The sequence below is a fragment of the Roseibium polysiphoniae genome (genome assembly GCF_014842925.1).
Lineage (GTDB): Bacteria > Pseudomonadota > Alphaproteobacteria > Rhizobiales > Stappiaceae > Roseibium > Roseibium polysiphoniae.
The window spans coordinates 293,564-319,337 of the sequence record NZ_JACYXJ010000002.1 but is presented as its reverse complement, the minus strand read 5'-3'; the positions used below and the strand labels follow the sequence as shown (position 1 = coordinate 319,337).

The following is a 25,774-nucleotide window of genomic DNA, read 5'->3' as shown; positions in this document are numbered from 1 at the left end:
TATCAAAAGATTCAATTGGGACCGCCCAGAAATGACCGTGTGCAAATCCGTCGTCGACGCCATCGGCAATACGCCCCTGATCCGCCTCAACGCCCTGTCCGAAGAGACTGGTTGCGAGATTTTCGGCAAGGCTGAATTCATGAACCCGGGCCAGTCGGTCAAGGACCGCCCCGCTCGGCAAATGATTCTGGAAGCCGAAGCCCGAGGCGAGTTGAAGCCAGGCGGGCTGATCGTTGAAGGCACCGCGGGCAACACGGGCATCGGCCTGGCACTTGTCGCCAGCGCAAGAGGCTATCGCACCGTGATCGTGATCCCCGAGACGCAGACCCAGGAAAAGAAGGACATGCTGCGCATGTGCGGCGCGGAGCTGATTGAAGTGCCCGCCAAGCCCTTCAAGGATCCGAACAACTATCAGCATGTGGCGCGCCGGCTTGCCGAAGAACTTGCTGCCAGCGAGCCCAACGGCGTCCTTTTCGCCGACCAGTGGAACAACCTGGACAACCGCAAGGCGCATTACCTGACCACCGGTCCGGAAATTCTCAAACAGACCGATGGCAAGATCGACGGCTTCATTTGCGCCGTGGGATCCGGCGGAACGCTCGCCGGTGTCTCCACATATCTGCGCGAACAAAAGCCCGGTATTACCATCGGCTGCGCCGATCCGCTCGGGGCCGGCATGTATCACCTCTTCAAGGACGGCGAGGCAAAGGCCACCGATGGTGGCTCCATCGCCGAAGGCATTGGCCTTGGCCGCTCGACACCGATCATCGGCGACATCAAGGTTGAGCATCCCTATGCGATCCCCGATGAAGAAGCCCTGCCCCTGGTTTTCGATCTGGCCGAACATGAAGGCCTGTTGCTTGGTGGCTCTTCCGCGATAAATCTGGCCGGCGCGCGCCGTCTGGCCAAGGACATGGGGCCCGGCCATACCATCGTGACGATCCTGTGTGACCACGGCACCAGAAGCCAGTCCAAGCTCTACAATCCGACCTTCCTCAAGTCCAAGAACCTTCCGATTCCCGGTTGGCTGGAACGCGAAGGCAAGCTGAAAGCGCCTCTCGTCTGACGCGAGCAGGTGGCAAGGAGAGAGAATGAACCCGACGGGGGACGGGAACACCGTTGAAGCGGTTGCCGAAGATCTGGCAACCGACGCTCTGGTTCTGGACACATTGGCCAACAACCTCGGCATCGTCGCATTCATTGCGGTTTGCTTCTACATCGCGGCGGCCATCTGCGCCGTGCGGGAAATCATGAACAGCCGGACCGCCCAGGGATCGATTGCCTGGCTTCTGTCCATATTCTTTCTGCCCTTTGTCACCGTCCCGCTTTATCTGGTCTTCGGCTGGCGCTCTTTCGCCGACTACGCCAAGGTGCAAGAGCTGCTCGGGCGAACCGCGCGCAGTCAAACCGCCGAAACGCTCAAGCTGAGTGATCAGGAAGGGACGCGGCACTGGCCGGTCCTGTCCAAGGTCGCTGGCGTTCCCTTCCTTGCCGGCAACGCGGTCGACCTCCTGATCGATGGTGATGCAACCTTTTCCTCGATCCTGGAAGGCATCCGGAACGCAAAACACACAATCCTGGTCCAGTTCTTCATTATCAAGGACGACAGGATAGGCCGCGACTTCGCTGATGCGCTGATCGAGCGGGCGCTGGCGGGCGTGACGATCTTCGTTCTCTATGACGAGATTGGCAGCAACGCCCTGCCGAGAAGCTATCTCAACCGGCTGCGCAAGGCGGGGATCAAGGTCAGTGGTTTCAACGAGAGCCACAAGTACCTGCGCTTCCTGGGCCCGATGCGGCTCAACTACCGCAACCACCGCAAGGTCGTCGTCACCGACTTCGAACATGCCTGGGTTGGCGGACTGAACGTCGGCGATGAGTATCTCGGCAGGTCAAAAACGTTCGGCCACTGGCGCGATACCCATGTGAAGGTATCCGGCCCTGCAGCCGTTGCCTGCGCCCTGTCCGTGACCGAGGACTGGCAGTGGGCCAACAACACTAAGATTTCTCTCGACCGCATCACGGGCTTCGAAAAGCCCGGAGACGAATCCGTTCTCGTCATGCCCACCGGCCCAGCCGATGATCTGGAAGAATGCGCCATCGCCTTTGCCGAAGCGGCGGCCCGCGCCCGAAAGCGCCTCTGGATAACCTCTCCCTACTTCGTGCCGTCGATTGACGTGGTCACCTCACTCTATGCAGCTTCCATGCGCGGCGTTGATGTGCGGATCCTCCTGCCGGAAAAGGCTGATCACACCACGGTCTGGCTGGCCAGCCACGCCCACGCGGACGAGATGGTGGCGAGAGGCGTGAAGATCTATCGATACACCGAAGGCTTCCTGCACCAGAAGGTGAGCCTCGTCGATGATGACCTAGCCTCTGTCGGAACAGTCAATTTCGACAACCGATCCTTCCGCATCAATTTCGAAATCACGCTCTGGTTCACCCATCAAAGAATGATCGACAAGATCGCGGCGATGCTCGAGAAGGACTTCGCTGGCGCGCGCCAGACCGGTCCCGACGACCTGGACAACAGGAGCTATGCCTTTAGGGTGCTGGCACAGGGCGCAAGATTGCTCTCGCCGATCCTCTAGTGGATTTTGGGAGGCGCTTTCTGCTTGGCATAGCCTCTTGGCAGGCGTTACAAGCAAAGGTCTTTCAAGCTTTCGAATGGGCCCGACAATGTCATTCATTCCCGACCTGACTGTCCTCATCGCCTTCACTGCGGCGGCCTGTGTGCTGATCATCACGCCGGGACCGGACATGACCCTGTTCATGGGCAAGACGCTGGCACAAGGGCGAAAGGCCGGCGTTGCTGCTGTCCTGGGCGCGACAACGGGCATCATCATTCACTCCGTTCTGGCAGCTCTGGGCGTCTCCGCCCTGCTTGCCGCGTCAGAAACGGCGTTTTCCATACTCAAGGTCGTCGGTGCGGCCTACCTGATCTGGCTCGCCTATCAGGCCATCCGAAACGGATCCTCCCTGACCATCGATCAAACGGCGGTGAAGGCGCAGTCACTGGCGCGCGTCTGGCTGCAGGGGCTGGGGATCAACCTGCTGAACCCCAAGATCGCCCTCTTCTTCATTACGTTCCTGCCCCAGTTTGTCAGTCCGACGGACCCCGGCGCCACCGGCAAGCTTTTGTTTCTCGGTTTTTATTTCGTCGCCCTGGGCTTTCCAGCCTGTCTTGCGATGGTCTTTGGCGCCAGTGCCTTTTCCAGCTTCCTGAAAGCGTCTCCCAAAGCCATGCGTGCCTTCGACTGGGCCTTCGCCGGGATCATGGGCACATTTGCGCTGAAGCTTCTGGCCGCCAAGGCAGCCTCCAACTGAGGCACCAAGCAAGTTGCTTCAAATGGTCTGGAACAGGGCGATACAGCCTTGCAACGGACCGCGATCATTGGTCAACTCCCGACATCCATTCATATCGATTTGGGAGACACCAATGACCACCGCCCTGTTTCGCGACGATGCCTATCTGAAGACCTGCGAAGCAAGCGTTGTTGAGGTCAATGAACGGGGCGGCATCGTTCTGGACCAGACGGTTTTCTATGCCACCGGCGGCGGTCAGCCCGGCGACACGGGAACGCTGCGCCTTGCAGATGGAAGCGAGATCCAGATTGCGACCACGGTCTATGGCGATGACAAGACAACAATTGTCCACGTCCCCGCCGACGGTCAAAACCTTCCCGAGGCCGGGGCACTCGTCACTGTGGAACTTGATTGGGCGCGCCGCTACCGCCTGATGCGGATGCACACGGCCCTGCATCTGCTGTCGGTCGCCCTTCCCTACCCTGTGACCGGTGGTCAGATCGGCGATGGCGACGGACGGCTGGACTTCGACATGGGCGATGCGGTTCTCGACAAGGATGCGGTCGCCACCGCCATCAATGAGCTGGCATCGGGCAACCACGCCATCACATCTGAATGGATCACCGATGAGGAACTTGACGCCAACCCTGGCCTGGTCAAGACCATGAGCGTGAAGCCGCCACGTGGATCCGGGAAGGTTCGGCTCGTCCGCATTGGCGGTGATGTTGATCTCCAGCCGTGCGGCGGCACACATGTGGCCAATACATCCGAAATCGGACAGCTCGAACTCGGGAAGTCGGAAAAGAAGGGCAAGCAGAATCGCAGGGTTCGCATTCGCCTCGCAGACTGATCCCCTGTTCAACGCAAGCTTTTGAGGAAACCATAGATGTCCAGCACACCCCTCGTTTCGACCGACTGGCTCGCCGACCATCTGACGTCCCCCGACCTCGTTGTGGTTGACGGTTCCTGGTACCTGCCGCAGATGGGGCGTGATGCAGAGGAGGAGTATCAGCAGGGACACATTCCCGGCGCTGTTCGCTTCGACATCGACGCCATCAGCGATCCAACCTCCGGCCTGCCCCATACCCTGCCCCAGCCGCACGTGTTCGCCTCCAAGGTCCGCAAACTCGGCATCGGCGATGGACAGACCATCGTGGTTTATGACGGCATCGGTTTCTTTTCGGCGCCACGTGTTTGGTGGATGTTCAAAATCATGGGCGTCAAGGAGGTTTATGTTCTCGACGGCGGCATGAAGAAATGGCGTGCGGAAGACAGAGCGCTTGAAGAAGGCGACGTGCTGCGCCCCGAACGGCATTTCACCGCGCGCATGGACAACGGGCTTTTGGCCGACATCGACGACATACGCCGCTTCTCCAAGGATGGCTCCTCACAGATACTCGATGCACGCCCCGCTGAGAGATTTACTGGAGAAGCCGCCGAACCGCGCGCGGGCATGCGTTCGGGCCATATGCCAGGCGCTTACAATCGTCCCTTCATGACCCTCATGAATGAGGACGGCACCCTGAAGTCGGAAGGCGAACTGAAAGAGCTTTTCAAAGCGTCAGGCCTCGACCTGTCACGGCCTGTGACAACCACCTGCGGCTCAGGTGTCACCGCTGCGGTGCTCACGCTCGGACTGGAAATCGCCGGCGCGAGGGATCTGAAGCTCTATGACGGATCGTGGAGCGAATGGGGCGGCCGGGACGACACGACGGTCGTCACCGGCAGCTAGATCTCAGTCGGCATAAACGAAGCGCCCGACTTCCGTGCCTTGCCCATCAAGCAGGAGCAGCGCGCCTTCTGCGGGCAACTTCTTGAAGTCACGGGTTGCATTGAGCGCCTTCAGGAAGGCCTTTTCCTGGTTCAGAACGTCTGGCGGGCAAGCCTTCCGCGTGACGGAAAGCGGTCCGATCCGGATGCTCCGCCCTTCGGTGCGCAAAGGCCCGAAAATCTGATTGCAGCCGCCGTTGCCGTCAACTGTGCCCGCTTCCTCGAACTCGAGCAGGGTCACAACATCTGCAGCGACCGGAGTACCGTCAATGGTCTCTGCTTTCCAGTTGCCGAGAAGATCCAGCGGAACTTCCGCATCCTGTGCATGGGCGGAAGCGCTGGAAAAAGCACCAAGTGCAGAAACGAGACAGGCGGACATCAACCACCGCAAGCGAACATATTTCATCATGAACGGACCCTCTTTGACCGTTGCCGTTGCGGCGACAGTGCATCAAGGCAAATAACGTTAGGTAAACAAAAGGGCCGGCGTTTCCGCCGGCCCTTAAATCTTGCGAATGGATCTGCGATCAGTGATGCAGGATCTGGCTCAGGAACAGCTTCGTCCGCTCGTGCTGCGGGTTGGTGAAGAAGGCTTCCGGCTCATTCTGCTCAACGATCTGACCGGCATCCATGAAGATGACCCGGTTGGCGACCTTGCGGGCAAAGCCCATCTCGTGGGTGACGCAGACCATGGTCATGCCTTCTTCAGCAAGACCGACCATAACGTCAAGCACTTCCTTGATCATTTCAGGATCGAGCGCCGAGGTCGGCTCATCGAACAGCATAATCTTCGGGCTCATGCAGAGCGAGCGCGCGATGGCCACACGCTGTTGCTGACCACCGGAAAGCTGGCCGGGGTACTTGCCTGCCTGCTCGGGGATTTTCACCCGCTCGAGGTAGTGCATCGCAATTTCTTCGGCTTCCTTCTTCGGCATCTTGCGAACCCAGATCGGTGCAAGTGTGCAGTTTTCCAGGATCGTCAGATGCGGGAAAAGGTTGAAGTGCTGGAAGCACATTCCAACTTCACGACGGATCTCATCAATCTTTTTCAGATCGTTGGTCAGTTCGTTGCCGTCGACAATGATCTGTCCGTCCTGGTGTTCCTCGAGACGGTTGATGCAGCGGATCATCGTGGACTTGCCGGAACCGGAAGGTCCACAAACGACGATACGCTCGCCTTTCATGACCTTGAGGTTGATGTCGCGAAGAACATGGAAGTCACCATACCACTTGTTCATGCTCTTGATCTCCACGGCCACTTCCGTGTCCGAGATCTGCATGCGCGACCGGTCTGCTGCGAGTTCTTCAGCGTTTACAGCGTTTTCTGACATTTGTTGTCTCCAAATATGACGTCTGCCGGGGCGGCTGTGCGCCCGCCCCGGGGTGCCGAAGAACGGCTAGCGTTTATGACCGGTGTGCAGTTTGTTCTCCATGAAGATGGAGTACCGCGACATGCCGAAGCAGAAGATGAAGAACACGATGGCGGCAAAGAGATAGCCTGTGTGTCCTTGTGTGGGTGTCGACCAGTTCGGATCGGAGAAGGACGACTGGATCTGGCCAAGAAGGTCGAACATGCCGACGATCAGCACCAGGGTCGTGTCCTTGAACAGACCGATGAAGGTGTTGACGATGCCCGGGATCACCAGCTTGAGCGCCTGCGGCAGAATGATGAGACCCATCATCTGCCAGAAACGCAGGCCAAGAGCCATGGCGCCTTCGTATTGCCCCTTCGGAATGGCCTGAAGGCCGCCACGCACAACTTCCGCCATATAGGCAGCGGAAAACAGCGTCACGCCGATCAGAACTCGAAGCAGCTTGTCGAAGGTCACGCCCTCCGGCAGGAACAGCGGCAACATGACCGACGACATGAACAACACGGTGATCAAGGGCACGCCGCGCCAGAACTCGATGAAAATCACCGATACCATCTTGATGATGGGCATGTTTGAACGACGGCCCAAAGCCAGCGCAATGCCGAGCGGAAGCGACGCGACGATGCCGGTGACCGCAATCACAAGCGTGACCAACAGACCGCCCCAACGTGCAGTCTCCACGATCGGCAACACAACCGTGTCGCCAAACTCGAGCCCGGTGAGCAGGAAGTAGGAGATGATCGGGAAGACGACCAGGAACAACAGCGCGTTGATCCCCTTGTAAGGTGCACTCGGCATCAGCAAAGGCACGAGCAAGAGCACGAACAATGCATAGACGATGTTGACCCGGTAGATCTCCTCGGTCGGATACCGGCCGTAGATAAACTGCGGCAGGTAGTCGATCACATAGGCCCAACAGGCACCTGCATGTCCGGCCCCTTCGACGGCAAGACATGCTGTCCGGTCGTCACCGGTCCAGACCGCATCGATGATCGCGAACTGAATGAACGGCATGATCAACGAATAGGCGATCAGGATACCGATGACTGTCAAGACGGTGTTGCCGATGGAGGAGAACAGGTTCTGTCTCATCCAGCCGATAACGCCCGAGGTGGAAATTGGCGCCGCAAGCTTGGGCGCTTCTTCCGTTCTGATCTGGAAAATATCTGCGTTTGCCATGGTGCTGCCCTACCGTTCCACGAGCGCCATGCGCTGGTTGTACCAATTCATGAAGGCGGAGGTCAGCAGGCTGAGTGTCAGATAGACAAACATCCAGATGCCGATGATCTCGATCGCCTGACCGGTCTGGTTGAGCACCGTTCCGCCAACGGACACGAGATCCGGGAAGGCGATGGCAACCGCAAGAGACGAGTTTTTGGTCAGGTTGAGATACTGACTTGTCAGCGGCGGAATGATCACGCGCATCGCCTGTGGGATAATCACAAGACGAAGTGTCGGACCATTACGAAGTCCCAACGCGTGTGCCGCCTCGCTCTGACCATGACTGACGGCCTGGATGCCCGCACGCACGATCTCGGCAATGAAGGCCGCCGTGTAGATCGAGAGCGCGAGCGTCAGCGCCAGGAACTCAGGGATCAGGTTGAAGCCCGAGCCGAGCGTGAAGCCGCGGCGAAGCATTGGTCCCGTTTCGACGAACTCCGGATAGTTGAAGTGCATCGGCATGCCAGCGATGAGATAGGCGATCAACGGCAGACCGATGATCAGGCCGAGGCCGGTCAGGAAGACCGGGAACTGCTGACCCGTCGCCTCCTGGCGCTTGCGCGACCAGCGGGCCACGGCAAAGGCAAGGACGATCGCCAAAACAAGGGCCCAGCCGATAATACCAGAACCTTCTTCAAAGATCGGTTGCGGGCCACGGAGGCCGGCGATGTTCAGATGAAATGTATCGAACAGGAACGACCATTTGTCCCGTTTGCCCGGAACCGCGCGCAGAACTGCGAAATACCAGAAGAAGATCTGGAGCAGCAGCGGTACGTTGCGGATAAGCTCCACGTAGCAATATGCCAGACGTGAGATCACCCAGTTGTTCGAAAGTCGCGCGATACCGACCACAAAGCCGATGATTGTCGCGAGAAAAATACCGATGACGGCGACAAGAAGCGTGTTGAAAAAGCCGACGAGGATCGCCTGACCGTAGCTCGACGTCTCCGTGTAATCGACCAGCGCCTGAATGATCCCGAAGCCAGCCGTATTTTGGAGAAATCCAAAACCGGAAGCAATGTTCTGGCGCTCCAGGTTTTCCACCGTGTTGCTTACGATGAACCAACCGAACGCCACCAGCGCAATGATGAGGGTAGCTTGATAAAAAAGCCCCCGCGCTTTTGGATCATTCAACAGCGAAGCACGCGCCGGCGCCCCCGCCGAGTCCTGCTCCTGAATTGACATATAACCTCGCCCGAGTTTGTGCCGCAGCATCATGGAAGCTTGTTGAAGAGCACAATAGCTGCGGACAGAAGGCCACTCTCCTCTCAATTCCCCTGTCGACAGGAGCGGCCAAATCTCTGAAAGACCTTGCAGCTTTTTCGCTGCTTCTCAGTCATTTTTGGATCTGGTTCCCGGCAGCAGGCTGCCGGGAACCGAAACACTAGCTCAGGAGGTCTTAGCGGACCGGCGGAGCGTAGAGGAAGCCACCGTTGGACCACAGGGCGTTAACGCCACGTGCGATGCCGAGCGGGGTGTCTGGACCAACGTTTGCATCGAAGGATTCGCCGTAGTTACCGACGCCCTTGATCACGTTGTAAGCCCAGTCGTTGCCGAGGCCGATAGCTTCGCCGAACGCACCTTCAACGCCGAGAAGACGCTTGATAGACGGGTTGTCGGAACCCTTCATGTCGTCAACGTTTGCAGAGGTCACGCCCATTTCTTCGGCGTTGATCATTGCATTGAGGGTCCACTTAGCAATGTTGAACCACTCATCGTCGCCCTGACGGACAACCGGGCCGAGAGGCTCTTTGGAAATGATTTCCGGAAGAACCATGTGGTCGGCTGGGTTGGTCAGCTTCAAGCGCTGTGCGTACAGACCGGAAGCGTCCGTGGTGTAAACGTCGCAGCGGCCGGCGTCGTATGCAGCAACAACTTCGTCAGCCTTTTCGAAGGCGACGATTTCGTACGGCATGTTGTTCGCACGGAAGTAGTCGGCAACGTTCAGCTCGGTCGTTGTACCGGTGTTCGTGCAGACAGATGCGCCGGACATTTCCAGAGCGGACGTGACACCTAGGTCCTTGCGAACCATGAAGCCCTGACCGTCGTAGTAGTTCACGCCGGCGAAGTTCAGGCCGAGCTGTGTGTCACGGGACATGGTCCAGGTGGTGTTACGGGACAGGATGTCGATTTCACCGGACTGCAGAGCGGTAAAACGCTCTTTAGCGGACAGCGGGGTGAACTTGACAGCAGACGCATCACCGAAAACGGCAGCAGCAACGCCGCGGCAGAGGTCAACGTCGAGACCAGTCCAGTTGCCCTGGGCATCTGGGTTGGAGAAACCAGGAAGACCCTGGCTCACGCCACACTGAACGAAGCCCTTGGCTTTTACGTCTTCAAGTGTGGTTGCATTCGCAGCTGACGCAGCAACGCCCATGGCAGTGCCGAGTACAAGCGGAAGGATTTTATTAGACATGGATATGCAGCCTTTTGTTACCCATACTTTTTATACTTTCATTGGAAAAGCGCGATGCTGCCCTGAACTCGCCACTGAACCGATTGAATGTTGCAACCGTTCAAGCAACTCATCTCCTCCGGGCAAGCGCCCACCTTCCCAATACCAGTATACGATGGCATTTGACGCAGCGGGTCAAGGGGTTGCAGATAACGTTCTAAGAGATTTCGGGAGCCGATTCATGAAATTGGTTACCAGCAAAATGCACAGAAGGTGAACATGACCAAAAATTCGACGCCTGCTGCCTTTAAAGCAGACACAGTCCTGACACACACCGGCCGCAAGCCGAGAGAGTTCCACGGTTTCGTGAACCCGCCGGTGGTTCACGCGTCGACGGTCTTGTTCCCAAACACGGCGACCATGGAAACAGGCGGGCAACCCTACGTCTATGGCCGGCGAGGCACACCAACGACCGAGGCACTCGAGACTGCCCTCACCGAAATTGAGGGGGCTGCGGGCACCAAGCTTGCAACCTCGGGCCTCAACGCAATCGCCCTGGCGTGCCTGTCCTGCCTGAAGTCAGGTGATCACGTATTAATCGCCGACACCTCCTATGGCCCCACCCGGCATTTTGCCGACACCGTGCTGCCGAAATACAATATTGCCGTGGAATATTACGACCCCGCGCTGGCTGGAGACGTCAAAACGCTCTTCAAGGCCAACACGGCGGCCGTCTTTACAGAGGCACCGGGCTCCCTCACCTTCGAGATGCAGGACATACCGGCGATCGCTCAGGCAGCCAGATCGATCGGAGCGACCGTTCTGATGGACAACACCTGGGCCAGCCCGCTCTACTGCAAACCATTGGACCTCGGGGTTGACCTGTCGATCCAGGCCGGCACCAAATACATCGTCGGCCATTCCGATGTGATGCTGGGCACGATCAGTGCGAGCGAGAAGGCATGGCCGGCACTGGACGCGCTTCACGGGGCCATGGGCATCCATATCGCCCCCGACGACGTCTATCTCGCCCTGCGCGGCCTCAGGACCCTGTCCGTGCGGCTCGAGCGGCATATGAAGAACACACTGGAAGTAATCGACTGGCTGAAAACACGGGAAGAGGTCGCCGCAATCCACTACCCGGCCCTAGAGACCGATCCTGGCCACGAACTCTGGAAACGGGATTTTTCCGGCGCAAGCGGTCTTTTCGCCTTCGATTTCAAGGCTGGAACGAGCACCACCCAGTCCAACGCCTTTTTCGACAGTCTGACGCTCTTTGGCCTTGGCTATTCCTGGGGCGGTTTTGAGAGCCTTGCAATCCCGGTCAAGCTGAAAGGCAATCGGAGCGCAACGACCTATGACGTCGATCTCAAGTCCGCACGGCTCCATATCGGCCTGGAAGACCCTCAGGACCTCATCAAGGATCTTGCTCAAGCCCTCGACGCAGCGTTCTCGAGCTGACTCAAGCCTCGAAAGCCAGATTGCGATGCGAGCGATGATTTGAGGCTGGTCTCCTCGAGACTGCCCTCAGATCGTCGGATCGCGGCGCTTTTCCTTGAAGATCAGCCAGAGATTGCGGAAATAGATCACCAGACCAAGACCCTGCCCGAGGATGATAATCGGCTCTTTCTTGATGACACCATAGACAAACAGCATCACGCCGCCGGCGATCGAAAAGAACCAGAAGGCAATGGGCACGATTGAGCGCCCGACCCGCTCGGACGCCATCCACTGCACGACAAAGCGCATCATGAACATCGCCTGTGCGGCGAGGCCGAAGAGCATCCAGAAGTCAAAATTCTCGATGAAGACCGTATAGAACCAATTAAGCAGCTGATCCATCAGGTGTCAGTCCGTCTGTTACGATGTGTCGGATTTACTCGGTCAATGCGCTGACGGTCGGGATTTTCTTGCGGCGCCGGCGAAGCCACCAGACACCCACGAGATCGAGAATACCGATCAGCGCGCGGTCGAAGATCCCGTATTTCGAGGTCCCATGACGGCGCTGGCGATCGAGAACATCCACGTGCACCACACCGAAACCTTCCCGGATCACAAGCGCGGGAAGAAAACGATGCCAGCTATCGAAGTAAGGCAACTGCAGAAATACCTCACGGCGCAGGGCCTTCAATCCGCAGCCGCTGTCGCGGGTGTTGTCTTTCAAGATCGCGCCGCGCACCTTGTTGGCGAACTTCGAGGCATAGCGCTTGGCGAGACTCGCCTTGCGGCCAAGACGCTGTCCGGCTGCAAGAGCGACAGATGGCCCGCCAGCGGAAAGCGCATCCAGAAGCTGCGGAATATAGGCCGGGTTGTTTTCCCCATCACCATCAATCGTCGCCACCACGTCGCCGCGGGCGTTTTGAACACCGGTCCGCACGGCACAGCTCTGGCCGCACGCCGTCCGATGACGGAAGGGACGCAACCAGGCATTTTCGGCGGCATAAGCCTTCAGCACTTCATCTGTGCCATCTGAAGATCCGTCATCAATGACCAGAACCTCGAAGGTCCGGCCTTCCAGCGCATCGCGAATTTCGTCCAGCAGGATCGGCAGGTTTTCTGCCTCGTCCTTTGCCGGCACGACCACGCTGACCGCAAGGTGGCCGGAAGACGCGGCAAGCGCCTCGCTGTAGCTGCTACTCATCAGTGTCTCGTTTCATGTCAGATGCGGCCACGCCGTCGAATTCCGTCTCATCGCGATAGGCACGGCGGCGTCCTGTCACGGCGTACCAGACGGCACGGGCGCAAATTCGGGCAGAGTGCCGGCTGATGATCGGCTCGATCCGGCCAGTCTCGCTCAAGCAGAACCCGATTCTGCGCCGGGCCAGAGCCCGCGCTGTGAAAAAGGTGAAGGTCATGCCAAGCAACGTGCCGGCGATAACATCGGAAGGGTAATGCGCGCCGACCATGATCCGGCTGAATGCCACCCAGAAGGCGCTGACGATGATCAGCCAGCGCCACGTCGGGAAAATCAGAGCCAGAGCGGTCGCGATGGCTCCCACCGTCGTCGAATGGCCGGACGGAAAACTTGTGTAGGACCCTTGAAGGGCAAGAAAATCAAACTCAACCGGCCCGACCTGCTCATAAAGCTTGGGACGCGCGCGCCCCAGCGTCCACTTGAAGATGATGGCGAGGATGCCGGTCACCGCAACCGTGTAGAAGACAAAGCCCGCATAGGTGAAGGCAGCACCGACGGTCATGCGCAGACGGAACGTCAGTTTCGACGCATCCAACGCCAGAAGATAAAGGCAAAGAAGACCGCAAGACCACAAGATCCAGTGCGCCTTGCCCACATCGGTGAAGGCATTGAAGGTCGACCAGTATTCGCCTGGCAGGGAGCGCAGCCACGGATAGGTCGGAATATCGAGCGCGACGACCGCGACACCGACGGTCAGCAAAAGGATCGCAAGAATGTCCTGGGGTCTTTGACCAGGCCGCAACGGATCTTGAAAGCGCTGAGCCCGATCCCGGCGATCTGCGATAATGGAGCGAACAGCGCGGAAATTCCGCAGCATGCGCGATCCGGTTATCTTAAGCCTCTCGGCAAAGTTCTCTGTCGTCATCCGGCCCGTCGCCTGGCTGGTCATTCAGCCTTTTCAGCCGGCGCACCGGCTCTGTAGAGACCGATGTCCAACTGTTTGCCACCATTGATATTCAAGCCCTCTAGCCTGCTTACCAACTTTGGCACAAGTCCAATCGCCTTGGCAGCCCCAAGAAACGCGTCCTCCTGACGGCTTTCTATGACCGCAATACGGCAACCGGCGTAATTGGCGCTGCTTTCGTTCAAAAACTCTGCGGCCTGTTCAGCCGGCACGATCTTCGTGTCCGTGCCCTGCAGGAAGATGAAGCTTGGCTCGTGAAAACCGGTCGTCACGACCATCGGATCATTGCATGCCGGCACTGCATCAATCGCTTCGACCAGTCGCGGGCTCACCCAGATGGTTGTAAGCGCCGGACCGACGAAGCCCCAAAAGCCAACGGCAATGGCAAGGCTTGCCGCAACAGCGGTCGGCACGCCGTGGAGCGCAGCTCCCGCAAGAACACGTGAGGCCGAGAACAGGACAAGCACCGCACCGATTGCGCACAAGACAACGCCGGGCGGCGACGGCCAATCGCCAAGATACAGTGGTCCAGCAAATGAGGCGACCGCCAGACCAAGCGGCGGTAGGGCCACCAGGATCGCGGCAAGCCAGCGCACCGATTTCCGCGCGTTTTCTCCTGCTCCATCGACAAGTGCGGCGGCCACCGGCAAGGCCAGTGCCGGCAACAGTGGCATTGTATAATGGGGAAGCTTGGTCGCAACCAGCTCGAACACGACCCAGGACGGAAGGAACCAGGCAGCCGAAAAGACCACCAACCGGCTTGCGCGCTCGCGCCAAATGGTCGAGATCGACAGGATCACAAAGGCTGGAAGTGGCCAGAAGACGCCGAACATCGCGCCGAGGTGTGTCAGTGGCGGTGCGCCATGTCCCTCTTGCCCCTGCCCGACCTTGCCAAGCAGATCCTTACCAATTGCTTCTTGAAAGAATGTACCGTCCGTCGCGATCCAGATTGCTACAAACCACGGCACGACCAACAGCACAAACCAGAGCGCGCCAAGGAGCGGAACGGCGCCCTTGAACCAGCGAAATTTTCTGGTCAGCGCAAAAAGGGCGATGACCGTCAGCCCAACAACCATTGGAGCGACGGGCCCCTTGATCAGAACGCCTGCAGCCAGTGCCGTCCAGAAGACAAAGGCGAGACCCCACTGACGATGTTCCGTGTTTCTCATCCAGAGCCGGGCCAGCGCACCCTGAGCCAGCAAAATCGCCGCAAAAAGAACCGCGTCGGTCTTCGCGAGCCGTGCCTCAACCCCCACAATTATGGCAGCAGCCATGAAGAGTCCGACAAGAAGCGAGGCCGGTGGTCCGGTGAAGGCCCGGGCCATCCAGTAGGCCAGGAGAACGGCCAGCACGCTTCCGATGAGAGAGGGCAGTCGATAGGCCCAAAGCGGCGCGCTTGCGTCGTGGCCGGTCAACTTGACGGCAGCAGCCTGAAGCCAATAGATGCCGACCGGCTTCTTGTGCCGTGCCTCGTCCTGAAAACGAATGTCGACATAGTCGCTAGTTTCCAGCATCTGCTTCGTGGCTTGCGTGAACCGCGGTTCGTCGCGATCAAGCGGCGGAACTGTCCATTGACCCGGCGCAAACAATGCAATCGACAGAACCAGCAAAAGGAGCGGTGCGGACAGATCATGTCCGAAAAGGCGCATCCAAAAGGGCCGCGGCCGCTCTTGGGGTTCGCCGGTGGCGCCGCCAGCGCGATGATCGACGGAGCCTGTGCTCTCGCCGGAGTTCGAAGCTGGCGCTGCTTCAGGGCTGCTTTGATCGCCCTGCGTTGTTTCGGTCATTTCGCTCGACCCGTCCACTCATACATCTGGTGACAAAACTGTCATACGGGATGCGTAAAGCTCCACGCTGCTTCCTCCTACATGAGCCAGAGGAAAAGGGAAACAGGCGCTTGCCACCGCCATCGGCATCGTTATCGTCATTCCCGCCCCAAGGCTCGTCATCCACCAGGACCCGACATGACACTCATTGCCCAGATCACAGATCTCCACCTTCGCCCCAGCGGCCTGACCTGCTACCGCGTCAGCGACACAAACATGCTCGCGGAGCGCGCCATCCGGGCAATCCTGGGGCTCGAGCAGCGTCCCGACGCCGTCGTGATCACCGGCGACCTGACAGATCGCGACGATCCACGCGAATACGCCCTTGCCCGGCATATTCTCGCAAGATTGCCCATGCCGATCTACATGATCCCCGGGAATCACGACACCTCCGAGGGCATGCGCTCAGCCTTTTCCGACTATCCCGGCATTTCAGAGGCTTCGGGCGAAAAGCTTTATTACACGGCTGATATTGGCTCGCTGCGCCTGATCGCGCTCGATTCCAATGTACCTGGAAAACCTCATGGCCTTTTGGGCAAGGCGCAGCTCGACTGGCTCGCCGAAACGTTGGCAGCCAATGATCGGCCAACGATGCTGGCGATCCACCATCCGCCTGCGAGCACCGGCATCCCGCATATGGACAACATCGGTCTGATGGACTCAGAAGCACTTGCCGAAGTGATCGCGCCTCATACTCATGTCGAACGCATCATCTGCGGCCATGTGCACCGGCCGATCGTTGCCGCATTCGCCGGTAAGATCATGACCCTGGCGCCAAGCGTTGCTCACCAGCTGATGCTCGACTTCAAGGAGGATTCGCCGTCCATGTTCTCGTTCGAGCCTGCAGCCTATTTCCTGCACCAACACACGCCCAGGTCCGGAACAGTGACACACACGGCCTATGTCGAAAACTATCCCGGCCCCTTTCCATTCTGGTCCGACGAGGGCGTGACGTGGCCTGGAGACAAGCCTGAATGATGGCATTGCACAACCTCTTGGGGGCTCGTCTGCGAGCCCTCATTCTGATCCCCCTGCTCTTGCTCGCCGGATTCCAACTGTCCGGCTGCGGCGGATTGCAAAGCGGCAAGGAGCTTGAAGACGCACCGGTGATCAGCAATGTGCCGGTCGATGGCAGCGACATGCTGGCGAAGCTGAACAGTTACCGCGCGGCAAACGGGCTTTATCCGCTGACCCTCGACGAAACACTGAATGAAGTCTCCATTGCGATGGCGCGCCATATCGCCGAACGCGACAGCATGGACACCTGGGCCCACAGCGATTTTGGTCTCTCGCAGCGGCTGGAGAAAGCCGGCTATCGCAACTATGCCGGCGCGGAAAACCTTGGAGCAGGCTATGCGTCCCTGGATGCGGCGATGGATGGCTGGAAGGGCTCTGCCGGTCACAACAAGAACCTGCTCAATCCCTATGTCACCCGCATCGGGATAGGCCGCATGGTCAGATCCAATGGCAAGTGGCGAAACTTCTGGGCGATGACCCTCTCCCGTCCGGTGGCAGACGGTCGCCCGTCTCTGCGCTAAAACGGCTCCAAACGAAAAAAGGCGAGTCCGAAGACCCGCCTGAAGTCGGTTTCCAGAGACCGGCCGAAGGTCACGAAGGAGCCTCGGCGACAGCCATTGACAGCACAACTAAAAACATGAGTTTTACTATCATGTTTTTAGTTGTCGCAGCACCACCGACCTGTCAACCAGCACGATCCGCGCTCAAAAAGCTATCGGACTAAAAAGGAAACGGCCTGTTTTCAAAGACTTGCTCATCCTCGCGGGAGGTAGCCCATCCTCGGTCGACAACCCCATCGAACAGTCGCGGCTTTCCGAACCTTGGCTGCCATGAGCAAAGATCCGGAGACATGATCTTGATGCAGGGAATGGCAAGATCAGAACGCGTTGCGTCGAAGGCATAAAGCTTCAGGGACTTCTCGAGGCAGCTTTCAAACAAATCGTCAGGTCCATAGACGACGCCCAGTGATCCGACATCTGCCGGTTTCGCTGCGGCAAACCTCAGATCCTCTGCGATCCGCGTGCTGCTGGAATATCGAAGGGCAGCCGGCAGCTGAGCGCTTGGCGGGGCGTCCTTGTGCGCGCGCGCCATCAGACCAAGCGAAAGCTCGGCCTGGAGCATTTCCCCAAGAGCGGACATTGCAGCACTTTCCGACGTTGGAGCGGCAGATGCTCCCACACAGGCCCCAAGACCATCGCGTTCAAACGAAACAGCAACGATTACGTGAGCACTCAAATCAGTGTCGACACGTATAAAAGTGGTCACCCTTTCCCGCTCATCCAGATAGGTCTCGCAATTTCGGTGGATAAACTCTCGCCACATGCCCCTCTCCAGAAGGGTTATCCCCAGGCGGTTGTACCAGAATTGACCGACGGCATCTCTCTCGACCAGCTCGTGCAACGCCCTTCGGTGAGCCTCCTCTGGTTCGGACCAGACCGCTGCGCCGACCGTTGAGGTCAGGCTCAATCCGGAGAGACCAAGCCCACGCCCCTCGCCCATGAGAACGCCAAAAGCGGGAACCTGAACCTCTCGCCCCGTCGCGAGATCCCGCATACAAACGCGGCGGCCGTCAAGGGTGTTCCAGTCGATCTGATTTCCTGAAAAATAGGCGGCAGCTCCCACAAGAGAGCGTGCCAGATCCCTCTCCTGCCGCTGGCTGAAACCAAGCAGCGAGCCAAGAGCGAGTTCGTCGCCACCATCGCCGCGATCGAAAACCCGGTCATCATCCGTGCCGAGGGTGAAAAGACTGAGGCGTTCCGCCATCTCGCCGAGGCAGGAAACGAGCGCCTGTGCCCCGACATCCCCTTGGCCACCGGCCACCAATTTCAGGATTTCAGGCTCGCAATCTCCCCAGGACGGACCCATGACATCGGCAAGACCTGCCTTGAGCTGAAGCGGACAAGCAGGCAGCGGCGTATCGAAAATCCCAGGTCGGCAAAGGTCAAGCAGCGGCGCAAAGAGTGTCAACAGGTCGGGCGTGATCGGGGCCTCAAGCTGCAGGCGCGTCCCGACCACGGTCGCCGCCCCCCAGTCACACAGCAATCGCGCAGCGTCACCGGCGGGCTTTTCAAGTCCCTCGAGCGGCAGTGCGCTGCCCAGCTCCGACAACTTGTTTGCAAGATGTCTGAAGCCTTCCTTCGGACCATTGGCGCTAGGTCCCACACTGCCGAGGTCAGATGTCCACACCCTACAACCACCCTGAATTGCAAGACCAAGCGATACGGCCTGTGATTATTGCCATTGCCCGTGTCTTGCCGAAGCATCGGAGTGCGCTTTCGACTGAGCGAGCGGTGTGACCGGACATGGGCCGGTCTTCACACGCAACCAGCGTCGAGAAGAGCTTCCGACGCTCCGCCATCACGCGGTGATTTCGGGATGGAGATCCACAACCTGTATTCTTTGAAAGGCTTGTCATGACCCAGCTTAACACCCGCGAAGACATTCTGACACTCGGCGCCAAGGTCGGCGCAATGATCCAGGACGGCGAAAAGCGCAACGAACTCGCAGAAACCATTGCCGCCAAGGGCGATGTCAAAGTCTATGCCGATACGGCTGACACGGTGCACCTGGTCGTGCCTTCAAGCGTTGACGCTGCCAAGATTGGCGACGAAGCCTATCTGGAAGAGCTCGGACGCCGCGCCCTCGGTTCCTGCGTCTACCACATTCAGCCTGACTGATTTTAGTGCTCCCGCCGCCATGGTCCTTGGTGGCGGGAACATTCACAAAGTTTCCGTTCAATGGATTCGCCGCCGAGCGGCGTCAAAAGGATAAAGACATGCCCCGTTTTCCTGCCTATGAAAAAAACATCGTGGCGCTTGGAAAGCTGCTGGCAGAGGCATCCGTAAATCCGGAACTGAAGCAAAGGCTAATTGACGATCCTGCTGCAGAACTGCGTCGCATCGGTCTTCCGGAAAAGACGGCTGCATTGTTCAATTTCAAGGTCATTCAGGAAAACGATCACGAAAAACCTCCTGTGGTTCTTCCCTACCGGTTGAATGAAGAACGCCTAGCATCCGGCGAAGAGCAGTATCTGTCCCAACTGGCAGACCTGATTCCGCCCAACACCCTGAACTGAATCCTGAAGCTCTGCGTTTCGCTCAGCTCGCCAGAAGGTAGCTCCGCACCATGTCCGCTCCGCGCTTGTAATGCATGCGGGTCTGCGGGTCCTGGTAAAGGTTGATCCGGTTGAGCCAGCCGAGAACCTCCTCTGGCCGATCTCGCGTGACATCTGCGAAACGACCTGCATGGCGCCGCGACAGCAGATCCAGAGTGTCTCGCGCCTCACCATCCCGGCCCGAACACAAGAAGGCCGCGATCCGGGTTGTGATCGACAAGATGCCATCGGTCGGCGCCCGGTCGAGCAGCTCGAGCGCGGACGTATAATCGCCAGCAGAAAATTTGATGTTGGCCAGATACTCGTAGAAGAAACGCGGGATCACCGGGAACAGCGAAAATGCCCGTTCCGCATTCCGCCGCGCCTCATCCACGTCGCCAATATAGGCCATCCCCTCCGCGATCGACATGAGATTGGTCGGATCAAACGGGTTCAGACGGGCAGCCTCGGTGAATGCCCGGCGCGCTTCGTCATAATAGCCTGACTGCAGCAGCGACCAGCCGTGCATGCGCCGGTTGAACACATGCCAGGGATCAAGCAGGACGCCCTGCTCCGCCAGATCGAGCACATCCTTGGAGCCTGTCTGCGTTGCCCGAAAGTCCGGATAATGCAGCAATTGCTTCAGGCCAACCGAAGCCTTGCCGGAATAGGCGACCGAGTAGGTTGGATTGGCAGCTTGAAGTTCATCAAGGATCGCCACCGCCTTTCGATCGGCAGACGGACTGAATTCACACAGCAACGCTTCGGCCTGACACCATCTGGAAAACGGCTGTTTCCCGACCCTCGCGCGAAGCCTGCCGATCACATGGGACTGAATGCGATTGACCGTCTGCGACGTCGCCTCCCGCAGCCGATTGAAATCGGCCACCTGCTCGGTCTCGATCACCTCGTTGAAAAGCACCTGGCCCGACACACGATTCTCGAGCTGAAGGTAGATCAGCCCCATGTGTGCATCATGGCGGAAGCGCAGGAGGTAGCTGCCCAGTTCTCCCGCATCGACATAGGTGACCTTTTGCGGGACTCCCTGGGTCTCGTTGTCGTTTTCATAGATCTCAACGTTGCGATAGGCGCCGAGACAACTGCGAATGTCATCGAGGATCGTGTGAGCACGCGAATCGAGCCGGTCAGCGTCGACAAACGACGCAATCGTCAGCTGCGGCAGCTGAATGAGATCCGGCCGGTCCGAATGACAAAGGTTTGCTGTTGCCATCGCCGAAACCGGCTCCACGGCAAAGCGGGTCTTTGCGGAGGATCTTTCGACATAGGCATCGGCATGCGTGTTGAAAAGCCTCAGCGTTTCTTCATCAGGGTCCGCGTCAAGATGCGCCTTGAGTTCCGCCTCACACCGCTTCAGCTGCTCGTGCGCCTCGGCCTTTCGGCCGGACACCAGGTACAATTTGATCAAAAGCTGATGTGCATGCTCCAGCGCACTGTCGAGACCCAGCAGAAAACGGCAGCCTGCTTCGACCCGGTCGGGCTCCTCAAGAAGCGACAGCGTATCGACCACCTTGAGCGCAGACGACGTATAGTCAGACATCAGGCGCTGCCGCTCGATGGTCAACCAGTCCTGAAAAACAGGATCCAGCGTCTCGTAGCCGTTCAACAACGGGCCACGAATGCGCGCAAGGGCGGCTTCGAAGTCTGCCGCACCGCCGCTTTCCAGCAATTCCGAAACCACGCCGAAATCTGAAACCAGCACGCCGCCGGCCAGACCCACATGCCCCTTGTCCGCCTCGAGAAATCGGGTCCCGCTCGCCTCTTCGATTCGCCTCACCTGCCTCAAGGCCTGGCGCAAGGACTGAATCGCCTTGTCCCGCGGCGCCTTGCTCCAGAGAATGTCTGCCACCTGTTCACGGGGAACGAGACGGCCCGGTGTCCGGAGCAGGTAAACCAGGATCGCAAGCGCCTTGCGGGTCGGCACAGCGACCGCGGCCCCTGCGTCGTCCAGCACTTCGGGCGTCCCCAAACAATTGATGTACAATCTAACGGGCATGCCTTAATCCAGACAGCTTGAGCGTGTAGGTAACCATAAAACAGGTTCTCGTGAATCTAGACTAATCGCTGAATTCCAATTCCTGTATAGTTTTATCACGGTAATTTCACGCCTCAACCAGATCCTTGGTGACAAAGAAACAGGTTGAAGTCAGGTTGCATTGCCTGATCAAGGCCGATCGACATCGCGGGGCACGACCTTCCTGTGGCAGGCAGGGAGATACGGCTTCAGGTTCAAAGAAGTTGAATAACGATGGGTATCACTATGTCCAAAGCGCATGACGCCGTTGAGTCTCAAACTCAGGATGATCTCGATCAGGATGAATCCCTGAAGCGCATGATTTTCTTCACCAAGCGCGAAGCGGAGAAAGACGGCCGGACATTCTGCGCCTATCTGCTTGATCTGGCCCTGAATGCACTGAACGAAGACAACGCCGAAATGAACATGGCGCTCAAGGCGAAGATCACGCCCCTGACCATGGAACTCAATGCCGGCAAGTCCAAGGATCAGCCGACCGTCGGCTCCTGATCGGATCGATCAACCTATCCCACACGATAAACGCTGAAGGTCAGAGCGGCACGGCCGCATGACCAAATGTCCCGGGACGGCGTGCAGCCCTTGGCGGCAGCCAACTTGCGCGAAGCGCGCTCAGCCAGGGAGCTGGGCGCAAAAAACGTTCCGTCGCTTCAGATAATTGTTTCGGAAACCCGGTAAGGCCGATCGCTCCGCGGCAAGCGGACATCCAACAATACCAATCAGAAAAACAGAAAAGTGGTGACCCCGGCAGGATTCGAACCTGCGACCATTCGCTTAGAAGGCGAGTGCTCTATCCAGCTGAGCTACGGGGCCGTATGGCATTGTCTTTCAAGGGTTTGTTAGACCTGAGAAGAGCGAGTTTGTCCTGGTCTGACCATCCTGAGATGGGCAGATGATGGATTGAATGCAGGTCCCTCAATGGGTCCAGGGCGCAGACCGGTCGAACTTGAAATTGTCAGAGTAGGACGCGCCGCGCACGACACGCTCACGCGGTTCCTCGACCCGATGCGCAATCCCGTTGCGCCGGGCGTAGGCGACCGCATCATCCTTGCTGTCGAAATACAGCTTGATCTGCTGCTTCATGTCCGACGACGATGTGTAGCCCATCAGCGGCTCGACGGAGCGTGCAACCTCCGGCTCATAATCCAGAACCCAGCGCTGGGTCTTTGCTTTACCGGACTGCATGGCCGTTTTGGCCGGTCTGTAGATACGCGCAACCATGCTGCTCGTTCCTCGCGTCTAAAAGGCAAAGGCACCGACGCATCGGCACTGCCAAAGTCTATCACAGCTTTTTCCCGGCTTTTGAGGCGAAGTCAACAGCCGATCGCAATCAACCAGTCAAAGCCAACAACCGAAATCGTCCGTTAACCAGCCCAGCAGGTTTTCTCAAGTCGATCTATACAACCCTGAATAGTCCGTGCGATTTGTAGCTCTCGAGGCTTTCGAACGCTAGGCTGATTCATCGGACGCTCCTGAGCTTCTGCTCACCGGACGCAAAACTCGGAACGCCCAGGTACGGGCAAGACGAAGAAGACAAGAAAAACATGCAGACGCCGCCCTTCATTATCAGCGAGATCCATGTTCCGAACCAGCTGAAGCCCCGCGCCGACAACGTCGTAAAACTGAAGGCCGAGGTCGATAAACACAATCTTACCGATATGTGGGATATGATCCTCATGTTGGATTATCAGGTTGCTAACGTTCATGAGTTAAGTTCAGAGACGCGGGAAGAGTTCTGCTGTATCATTGCTCTCCTGTTGAAGGCGTTTACAAAGTGAACGGCGACCTAACGAACAGAGGTGTTTCTCGCGTTGCTGACCAAGAACAGGACAGTATTCACAGAGTTGGGCACAGAAGCGATTGAAAAAGGTCTCGCTGACCCGCAACTCTCCGCTTTCTATGAAAGTATGATGTCTTCTTCCGGGCTCGTTTCGGAGAAGCTGCGCGAACACATGCCTTATCTGAGCCTTTGCTCCGACAAGCTCGAAGGCATCGGTCCGCCGCCAATCTTCTATGTCGGACGACGTTCGAGCCAGCGCCACCTCTTCGGAGAAGACTGGGCCATGCAACAGGGCCAGGAGCTCCGGACACCGGATCCCGATCTCGAGGAAGCCTCGGCCGCCGCCTATCGCGCAGCCCTGGAAGAGCGCCCCTATTACGGCTACGCCCGTACTGCGATCCATATGGAAGACAAGGTCGTCGATATCGCCTTTGAGCGGCTGATCATTGCGCTGCGCCCCTCACCGAAGTCTGACCGACGGTTCTGCGCCTACTTCGGCGTTATCCAGGACCTTCAGCAGCTATAGTACGCGCCAGCGTGATCAGGTCATTGCGGTTGGAATAGACCAGCCAGTCATCGGCCCGGATATGCTCCGGCGGCGTGATCCAATGGGTTCCACGCGGCGCAAACCGGCGATAGCCGACCCTGAGGCCAAATCCCTTCATCGCATTGCGCGAAGCCATCAGGCCGTAGAGATAGTCCGGCGACCATTTCAACAGAGAGATCAAAAAGCCGAGCTGGGTGAGCGCTTCTGCAAGCCCCTGCCCCCTGGCGTCCTTTCGGAGCCACAGGTTGCCGTGATAGACGATCCGCCCGCGCATGAAAAACGCGTCATGGGCGTGATCTTCGCCCAGTTCCGCTTCGGGGGTCGGATCGACGAACATCCTGCGCTGCTGCTGCTGCCAGTGCTGCCCCAGGCTCCGGTCGCGCAGGTCTTCAATCTTGGCCGCCTGAACGGAAACCGGCTCACCTTGTTTGTCCCAGGCCCCGATCCAGAACGCGCTGGCACCATGCAGGTCAAAAAACTTGCTGGAAAAATCTTCCATCAGATAGCGATCATCGGTCGCCCGGATGGTGTCTTCGAACAGGGAAAAATCCGTGCTTTCCTTCAGGCGCAGCCCGGCAGACCTGATCTTGTCCTGAAGCAGCCCCACGGCCTGAGTGACTTCCAGCGTCTCATCGCCCATCTGATCAACGTACATCTGCCCCAGACTACCCCACGCAACTCATACTGCAATACAGACGGCCATGTTGCTCAACTTCGCGCCACTAGAAAAGCTGTAATTGCTAAAATGCGATATGCTTCAACGAAATAGATGAATGACGCAGGGTATTTCGCGCTTTTAAAATGAGCACAAAGCAATTTCGCATACATTGCCATATTTATTCGGGAAAAAATTCGCGCAAAACTTGTATGCAAGGGTGTGCTTCGATGGCTTTTCTTCACCGGCAGAATGGATACAGGAAACCGAGGCTCGCCACGCTGCCAAGCACAACGACAAGCAGAAACAATATGAAACATCCCGCGACGGCCCAGACAGGTGCCGCTCGTTGCGAATCTCAAAATTTTAAGGAGAGAAGTGGTCGGGGCAGCAAGATTCGAACTTGCGACCCTCTGGTCCCAAACCAGATGCGCTACCAGGCTGCGCTATGCCCCGACGGATCGATGAAACATCTGAGGCCCGGTATACTGAATTTGGTGGCGAGTTCAAGACGCCATTTCAAAGAAGCGCAACATGATCCCCCGATCCGTATCCATCCGGAAGCTTCATTTGCTCAAAAAGCGCCTATTCCTCAGGAAAAATCGCTGGCGAGATCAAACGATCACCTGTTGATATCTTTAGCTTTTCGCTCGTACCGCCGACAAGCTCGAGCACAAAACGGGCGTCACCCCGCGAGGGAATGATTTTTTCGGAAAAAGGCGTCGTCCGTTCGGCGATCCGAACAATCTTGCCGTCAGCAGCAGCAAAAATGATGTCGAGCGACAGCGGCGTGTCTTTCATCCAGAAATAGCGCTCCCCCTCGGCGTCGAAGACAAACAACATGCCATGGTCGGCATCCATTTGCTCCCTGTGCATCAGTCCTTGCGCTCTTTGGGCATCGGTGCTGGCAACCTCGACGCGGAAGGCATGGCTCTCCTCGCCGCTCATCACCATCAGGTCCTCGACCGGCAACTCGCCTGCGCTCTGCGCGTTCGATCCCGCGATCGAAAAAAATGACAAGAGCCAAACAAGAAGCCCTACACCTACCGCGCTCAGGACAAGGCCAGGGGACTTTCGAACGTTCGCCATGTGTTTTCTCCACGCATAGAGGCCCTGATGAAGCTTGGAAACCGAGTGATCA

Annotated in this window: 27 protein-coding genes and 2 tRNA genes; 13 read left to right on the top strand and 16 right to left on the bottom strand. The window is 58.0% G+C overall.

Going from position 1 to position 25,774, the window contains the following annotated elements:
• The first annotated feature begins 31 nt into the window (after positions 1 to 31).
• The 5 genes from IG617_RS05240 (at position 32) to sseA (ending at position 5,038) form a co-directional block, all read left to right on the top strand.
• The gene (locus IG617_RS05240; RefSeq protein WP_192108001.1) at positions 32 to 1,066 is read left to right on the top strand and encodes a cysteine synthase A; all 1,035 of its coding nucleotides are present in this window, start codon (positions 32 to 34) and stop codon (positions 1,064 to 1,066) included.
• 25 nt (positions 1,067 to 1,091) lie between these two features.
• Positions 1,092 to 2,591: a cardiolipin synthase gene (gene cls / locus IG617_RS05235; protein WP_192107999.1), complete on the top strand. Its 1,500-nt coding sequence runs from the start codon at positions 1,092 to 1,094 to the stop codon at positions 2,589 to 2,591.
• Positions 2,592 to 2,679: 88 nt separating this feature from the next.
• Entirely contained in the window at positions 2,680 to 3,327 is a 648-nt protein-coding gene (locus IG617_RS05230; RefSeq protein WP_192107997.1) for a LysE family translocator, read from the top strand.
• 112 nt (positions 3,328 to 3,439) lie between these two features.
• Positions 3,440 to 4,156 (top strand): alanyl-tRNA editing protein, encoded by a 717-nt coding sequence (locus IG617_RS05225; RefSeq protein ID WP_192107995.1) that lies wholly within the window; start codon positions 3,440 to 3,442, stop codon positions 4,154 to 4,156.
• 36 nt (positions 4,157 to 4,192) lie between these two features.
• A complete protein-coding gene (gene sseA / locus IG617_RS05220; protein ID WP_192107993.1) occupies positions 4,193 to 5,038 on the top strand; it encodes a 3-mercaptopyruvate sulfurtransferase in 846 nt (281 codons plus the stop codon).
• A 3-nt stretch (positions 5,039 to 5,041) separates the two neighbouring features.
• Here the strand turns inward: sseA and IG617_RS05215 are convergent, their stop codons facing one another.
• From IG617_RS05215 to IG617_RS05195, 5 genes are all read right to left on the bottom strand, one after another.
• On the bottom strand, positions 5,042 to 5,485 hold the full coding sequence (locus IG617_RS05215; RefSeq protein WP_192107991.1) for an META domain-containing protein: 444 nt from the start codon (positions 5,483 to 5,485) through the stop codon (positions 5,042 to 5,044).
• A 118-nt stretch (positions 5,486 to 5,603) separates the two neighbouring features.
• Positions 5,604 to 6,407 carry an amino acid ABC transporter ATP-binding protein gene (locus tag IG617_RS05210; protein ID WP_153768840.1) on the bottom strand — a complete coding sequence of 268 codons (804 nt, stop codon included), beginning with the start codon at positions 6,405 to 6,407 and terminating at the stop codon, positions 5,604 to 5,606.
• Positions 6,408 to 6,473: 66 nt separating this feature from the next.
• Positions 6,474 to 7,628 carry an amino acid ABC transporter permease gene (locus IG617_RS05205; RefSeq protein ID WP_192107988.1) on the bottom strand — a complete coding sequence of 385 codons (1,155 nt, stop codon included), beginning with the start codon at positions 7,626 to 7,628 and terminating at the stop codon, positions 6,474 to 6,476.
• Positions 7,629 to 7,637: 9 nt separating this feature from the next.
• Positions 7,638 to 8,855 carry an amino acid ABC transporter permease gene (locus IG617_RS05200; RefSeq protein ID WP_192107986.1) on the bottom strand — a complete coding sequence of 406 codons (1,218 nt, stop codon included), beginning with the start codon at positions 8,853 to 8,855 and terminating at the stop codon, positions 7,638 to 7,640.
• 214 nt (positions 8,856 to 9,069) lie between these two features.
• Positions 9,070 to 10,086 (bottom strand): amino acid ABC transporter substrate-binding protein, encoded by a 1,017-nt coding sequence (locus tag IG617_RS05195; RefSeq protein WP_209008279.1) that lies wholly within the window; start codon positions 10,084 to 10,086, stop codon positions 9,070 to 9,072.
• Between the two features lie 258 nt (positions 10,087 to 10,344).
• On the opposite strand from IG617_RS05195, the gene metC reads away from it, so the two are divergent.
• Positions 10,345 to 11,526 carry a cystathionine beta-lyase gene (metC, locus tag IG617_RS05190; protein ID WP_192107985.1) on the top strand — a complete coding sequence of 394 codons (1,182 nt, stop codon included), beginning with the start codon at positions 10,345 to 10,347 and terminating at the stop codon, positions 11,524 to 11,526.
• A gap of 66 nt (positions 11,527 to 11,592) precedes the next feature.
• Here metC and IG617_RS05185 read toward each other — a convergent pair whose 3' ends face one another.
• Genes IG617_RS05185 through IG617_RS05170 form a run of 4 tightly spaced genes read right to left on the bottom strand, consistent with a single transcriptional unit; the run spans position 11,593 to position 15,451 of the window.
• Positions 11,593 to 11,907 (bottom strand): lipid-A-disaccharide synthase N-terminal domain-containing protein, encoded by a 315-nt coding sequence (locus IG617_RS05185; RefSeq protein ID WP_192107983.1) that lies wholly within the window; start codon positions 11,905 to 11,907, stop codon positions 11,593 to 11,595.
• Between the two features lie 34 nt (positions 11,908 to 11,941).
• Positions 11,942 to 12,706, bottom strand: coding sequence for a glycosyltransferase family 2 protein (locus tag IG617_RS05180; RefSeq protein ID WP_192107981.1), 765 nt, complete (start codon positions 12,704 to 12,706; stop codon positions 11,942 to 11,944).
• Positions 12,699 to 13,649 (bottom strand): phosphatase PAP2 family protein, encoded by a 951-nt coding sequence (locus IG617_RS05175; protein ID WP_209008278.1) that lies wholly within the window; start codon positions 13,647 to 13,649, stop codon positions 12,699 to 12,701. Before IG617_RS05175 ends, IG617_RS05180 begins: the two co-directional genes overlap by 8 nt.
• Positions 13,646 to 15,451: an ArnT family glycosyltransferase gene (locus IG617_RS05170; protein ID WP_192107979.1), complete on the bottom strand. Its 1,806-nt coding sequence runs from the start codon at positions 15,449 to 15,451 to the stop codon at positions 13,646 to 13,648. The genes IG617_RS05175 and IG617_RS05170 overlap by 4 nt, the downstream gene beginning before the upstream one ends.
• Before the next feature lie 177 nt (positions 15,452 to 15,628).
• Between IG617_RS05170 and IG617_RS05165 the strand changes: the two genes are divergently transcribed.
• Together IG617_RS05165 and IG617_RS05160 are read left to right on the top strand one after the other, a co-directional pair.
• Entirely contained in the window at positions 15,629 to 16,468 is an 840-nt protein-coding gene (locus IG617_RS05165; protein ID WP_192107977.1) for a phosphodiesterase, read from the top strand.
• Positions 16,465 to 17,028 carry a CAP domain-containing protein gene (locus tag IG617_RS05160; protein ID WP_209008277.1) on the top strand — a complete coding sequence of 188 codons (564 nt, stop codon included), beginning with the start codon at positions 16,465 to 16,467 and terminating at the stop codon, positions 17,026 to 17,028. The genes IG617_RS05165 and IG617_RS05160 overlap by 4 nt, the downstream gene beginning before the upstream one ends.
• A 199-nt stretch (positions 17,029 to 17,227) precedes the next feature.
• On the opposite strand, the gene IG617_RS05155 is transcribed toward IG617_RS05160, so the two are convergent.
• Entirely contained in the window at positions 17,228 to 18,694 is a 1,467-nt protein-coding gene (locus IG617_RS05155) for a YcaO-like family protein (protein WP_192107975.1), read from the bottom strand.
• A 227-nt stretch (positions 18,695 to 18,921) separates the two neighbouring features.
• On the opposite strand from IG617_RS05155, the gene IG617_RS05150 reads away from it, so the two are divergent.
• Together IG617_RS05150 and IG617_RS05145 are read left to right on the top strand one after the other, a co-directional pair.
• On the top strand, positions 18,922 to 19,185 hold the full coding sequence (locus IG617_RS05150; RefSeq protein WP_192107973.1) for a hypothetical protein: 264 nt from the start codon (positions 18,922 to 18,924) through the stop codon (positions 19,183 to 19,185).
• 98 nt (positions 19,186 to 19,283) lie between these two features.
• The gene (locus IG617_RS05145; RefSeq protein ID WP_192107971.1) at positions 19,284 to 19,583 is read left to right on the top strand and encodes a hypothetical protein; all 300 of its coding nucleotides are present in this window, start codon (positions 19,284 to 19,286) and stop codon (positions 19,581 to 19,583) included.
• Positions 19,584 to 19,605: 22 nt separating this feature from the next.
• On the opposite strand, the gene IG617_RS05140 is transcribed toward IG617_RS05145, so the two are convergent.
• Complete coding sequence (locus tag IG617_RS05140) at positions 19,606 to 21,615, bottom strand: BTAD domain-containing putative transcriptional regulator (protein ID WP_192107969.1); 2,010 nt, start codon at positions 21,613 to 21,615, stop codon at positions 19,606 to 19,608.
• Positions 21,616 to 21,879: 264 nt separating this feature from the next.
• Here IG617_RS05140 and IG617_RS05135 point away from each other — a divergent pair, with 264 nt between their 5' ends.
• On the top strand, positions 21,880 to 22,143 hold the full coding sequence (locus tag IG617_RS05135; RefSeq protein ID WP_192107967.1) for a hypothetical protein: 264 nt from the start codon (positions 21,880 to 21,882) through the stop codon (positions 22,141 to 22,143).
• A gap of 244 nt (positions 22,144 to 22,387) precedes the next feature.
• On the opposite strand, the gene IG617_RS05130 is transcribed toward IG617_RS05135, so the two are convergent.
• Positions 22,388 to 22,464, bottom strand: a tRNA-Arg gene (locus tag IG617_RS05130).
• Positions 22,465 to 22,566: 102 nt separating this feature from the next.
• Complete coding sequence (locus tag IG617_RS05125; RefSeq protein ID WP_153768826.1) at positions 22,567 to 22,872, bottom strand: ETC complex I subunit; 306 nt, start codon at positions 22,870 to 22,872, stop codon at positions 22,567 to 22,569.
• A gap of 323 nt (positions 22,873 to 23,195) precedes the next feature.
• On the opposite strand from IG617_RS05125, the gene IG617_RS05120 reads away from it, so the two are divergent.
• Both IG617_RS05120 and IG617_RS05115 read left to right on the top strand, forming a co-directional pair.
• On the top strand, positions 23,196 to 23,429 hold the full coding sequence (locus IG617_RS05120; RefSeq protein WP_192107965.1) for a hypothetical protein: 234 nt from the start codon (positions 23,196 to 23,198) through the stop codon (positions 23,427 to 23,429).
• A gap of 132 nt (positions 23,430 to 23,561) precedes the next feature.
• Positions 23,562 to 23,957, top strand: a complete 396-nt coding sequence (locus IG617_RS05115; protein ID WP_209008276.1) for a hypothetical protein — start codon at positions 23,562 to 23,564, stop codon at positions 23,955 to 23,957.
• Here the strand turns inward: IG617_RS05115 and IG617_RS05110 are convergent.
• The 3 genes from IG617_RS05110 to IG617_RS05100 form a co-directional block, all read right to left on the bottom strand.
• Positions 23,932 to 24,633, bottom strand: a complete 702-nt coding sequence (locus tag IG617_RS05110; protein WP_192107963.1) for a hypothetical protein — start codon at positions 24,631 to 24,633, stop codon at positions 23,932 to 23,934. The two genes, IG617_RS05115 and IG617_RS05110, sit on opposite strands and share 26 nt — an antisense overlap.
• 379 nt (positions 24,634 to 25,012) lie before the next feature.
• Positions 25,013 to 25,089 (bottom strand) — tRNA-Pro (locus tag IG617_RS05105).
• Between the two features lie 129 nt (positions 25,090 to 25,218).
• Positions 25,219 to 25,722 (bottom strand): DUF192 domain-containing protein, encoded by a 504-nt coding sequence (locus IG617_RS05100; RefSeq protein WP_192107961.1) that lies wholly within the window; start codon positions 25,720 to 25,722, stop codon positions 25,219 to 25,221.
• Positions 25,723 to 25,774 lie beyond the last annotated feature (52 nt).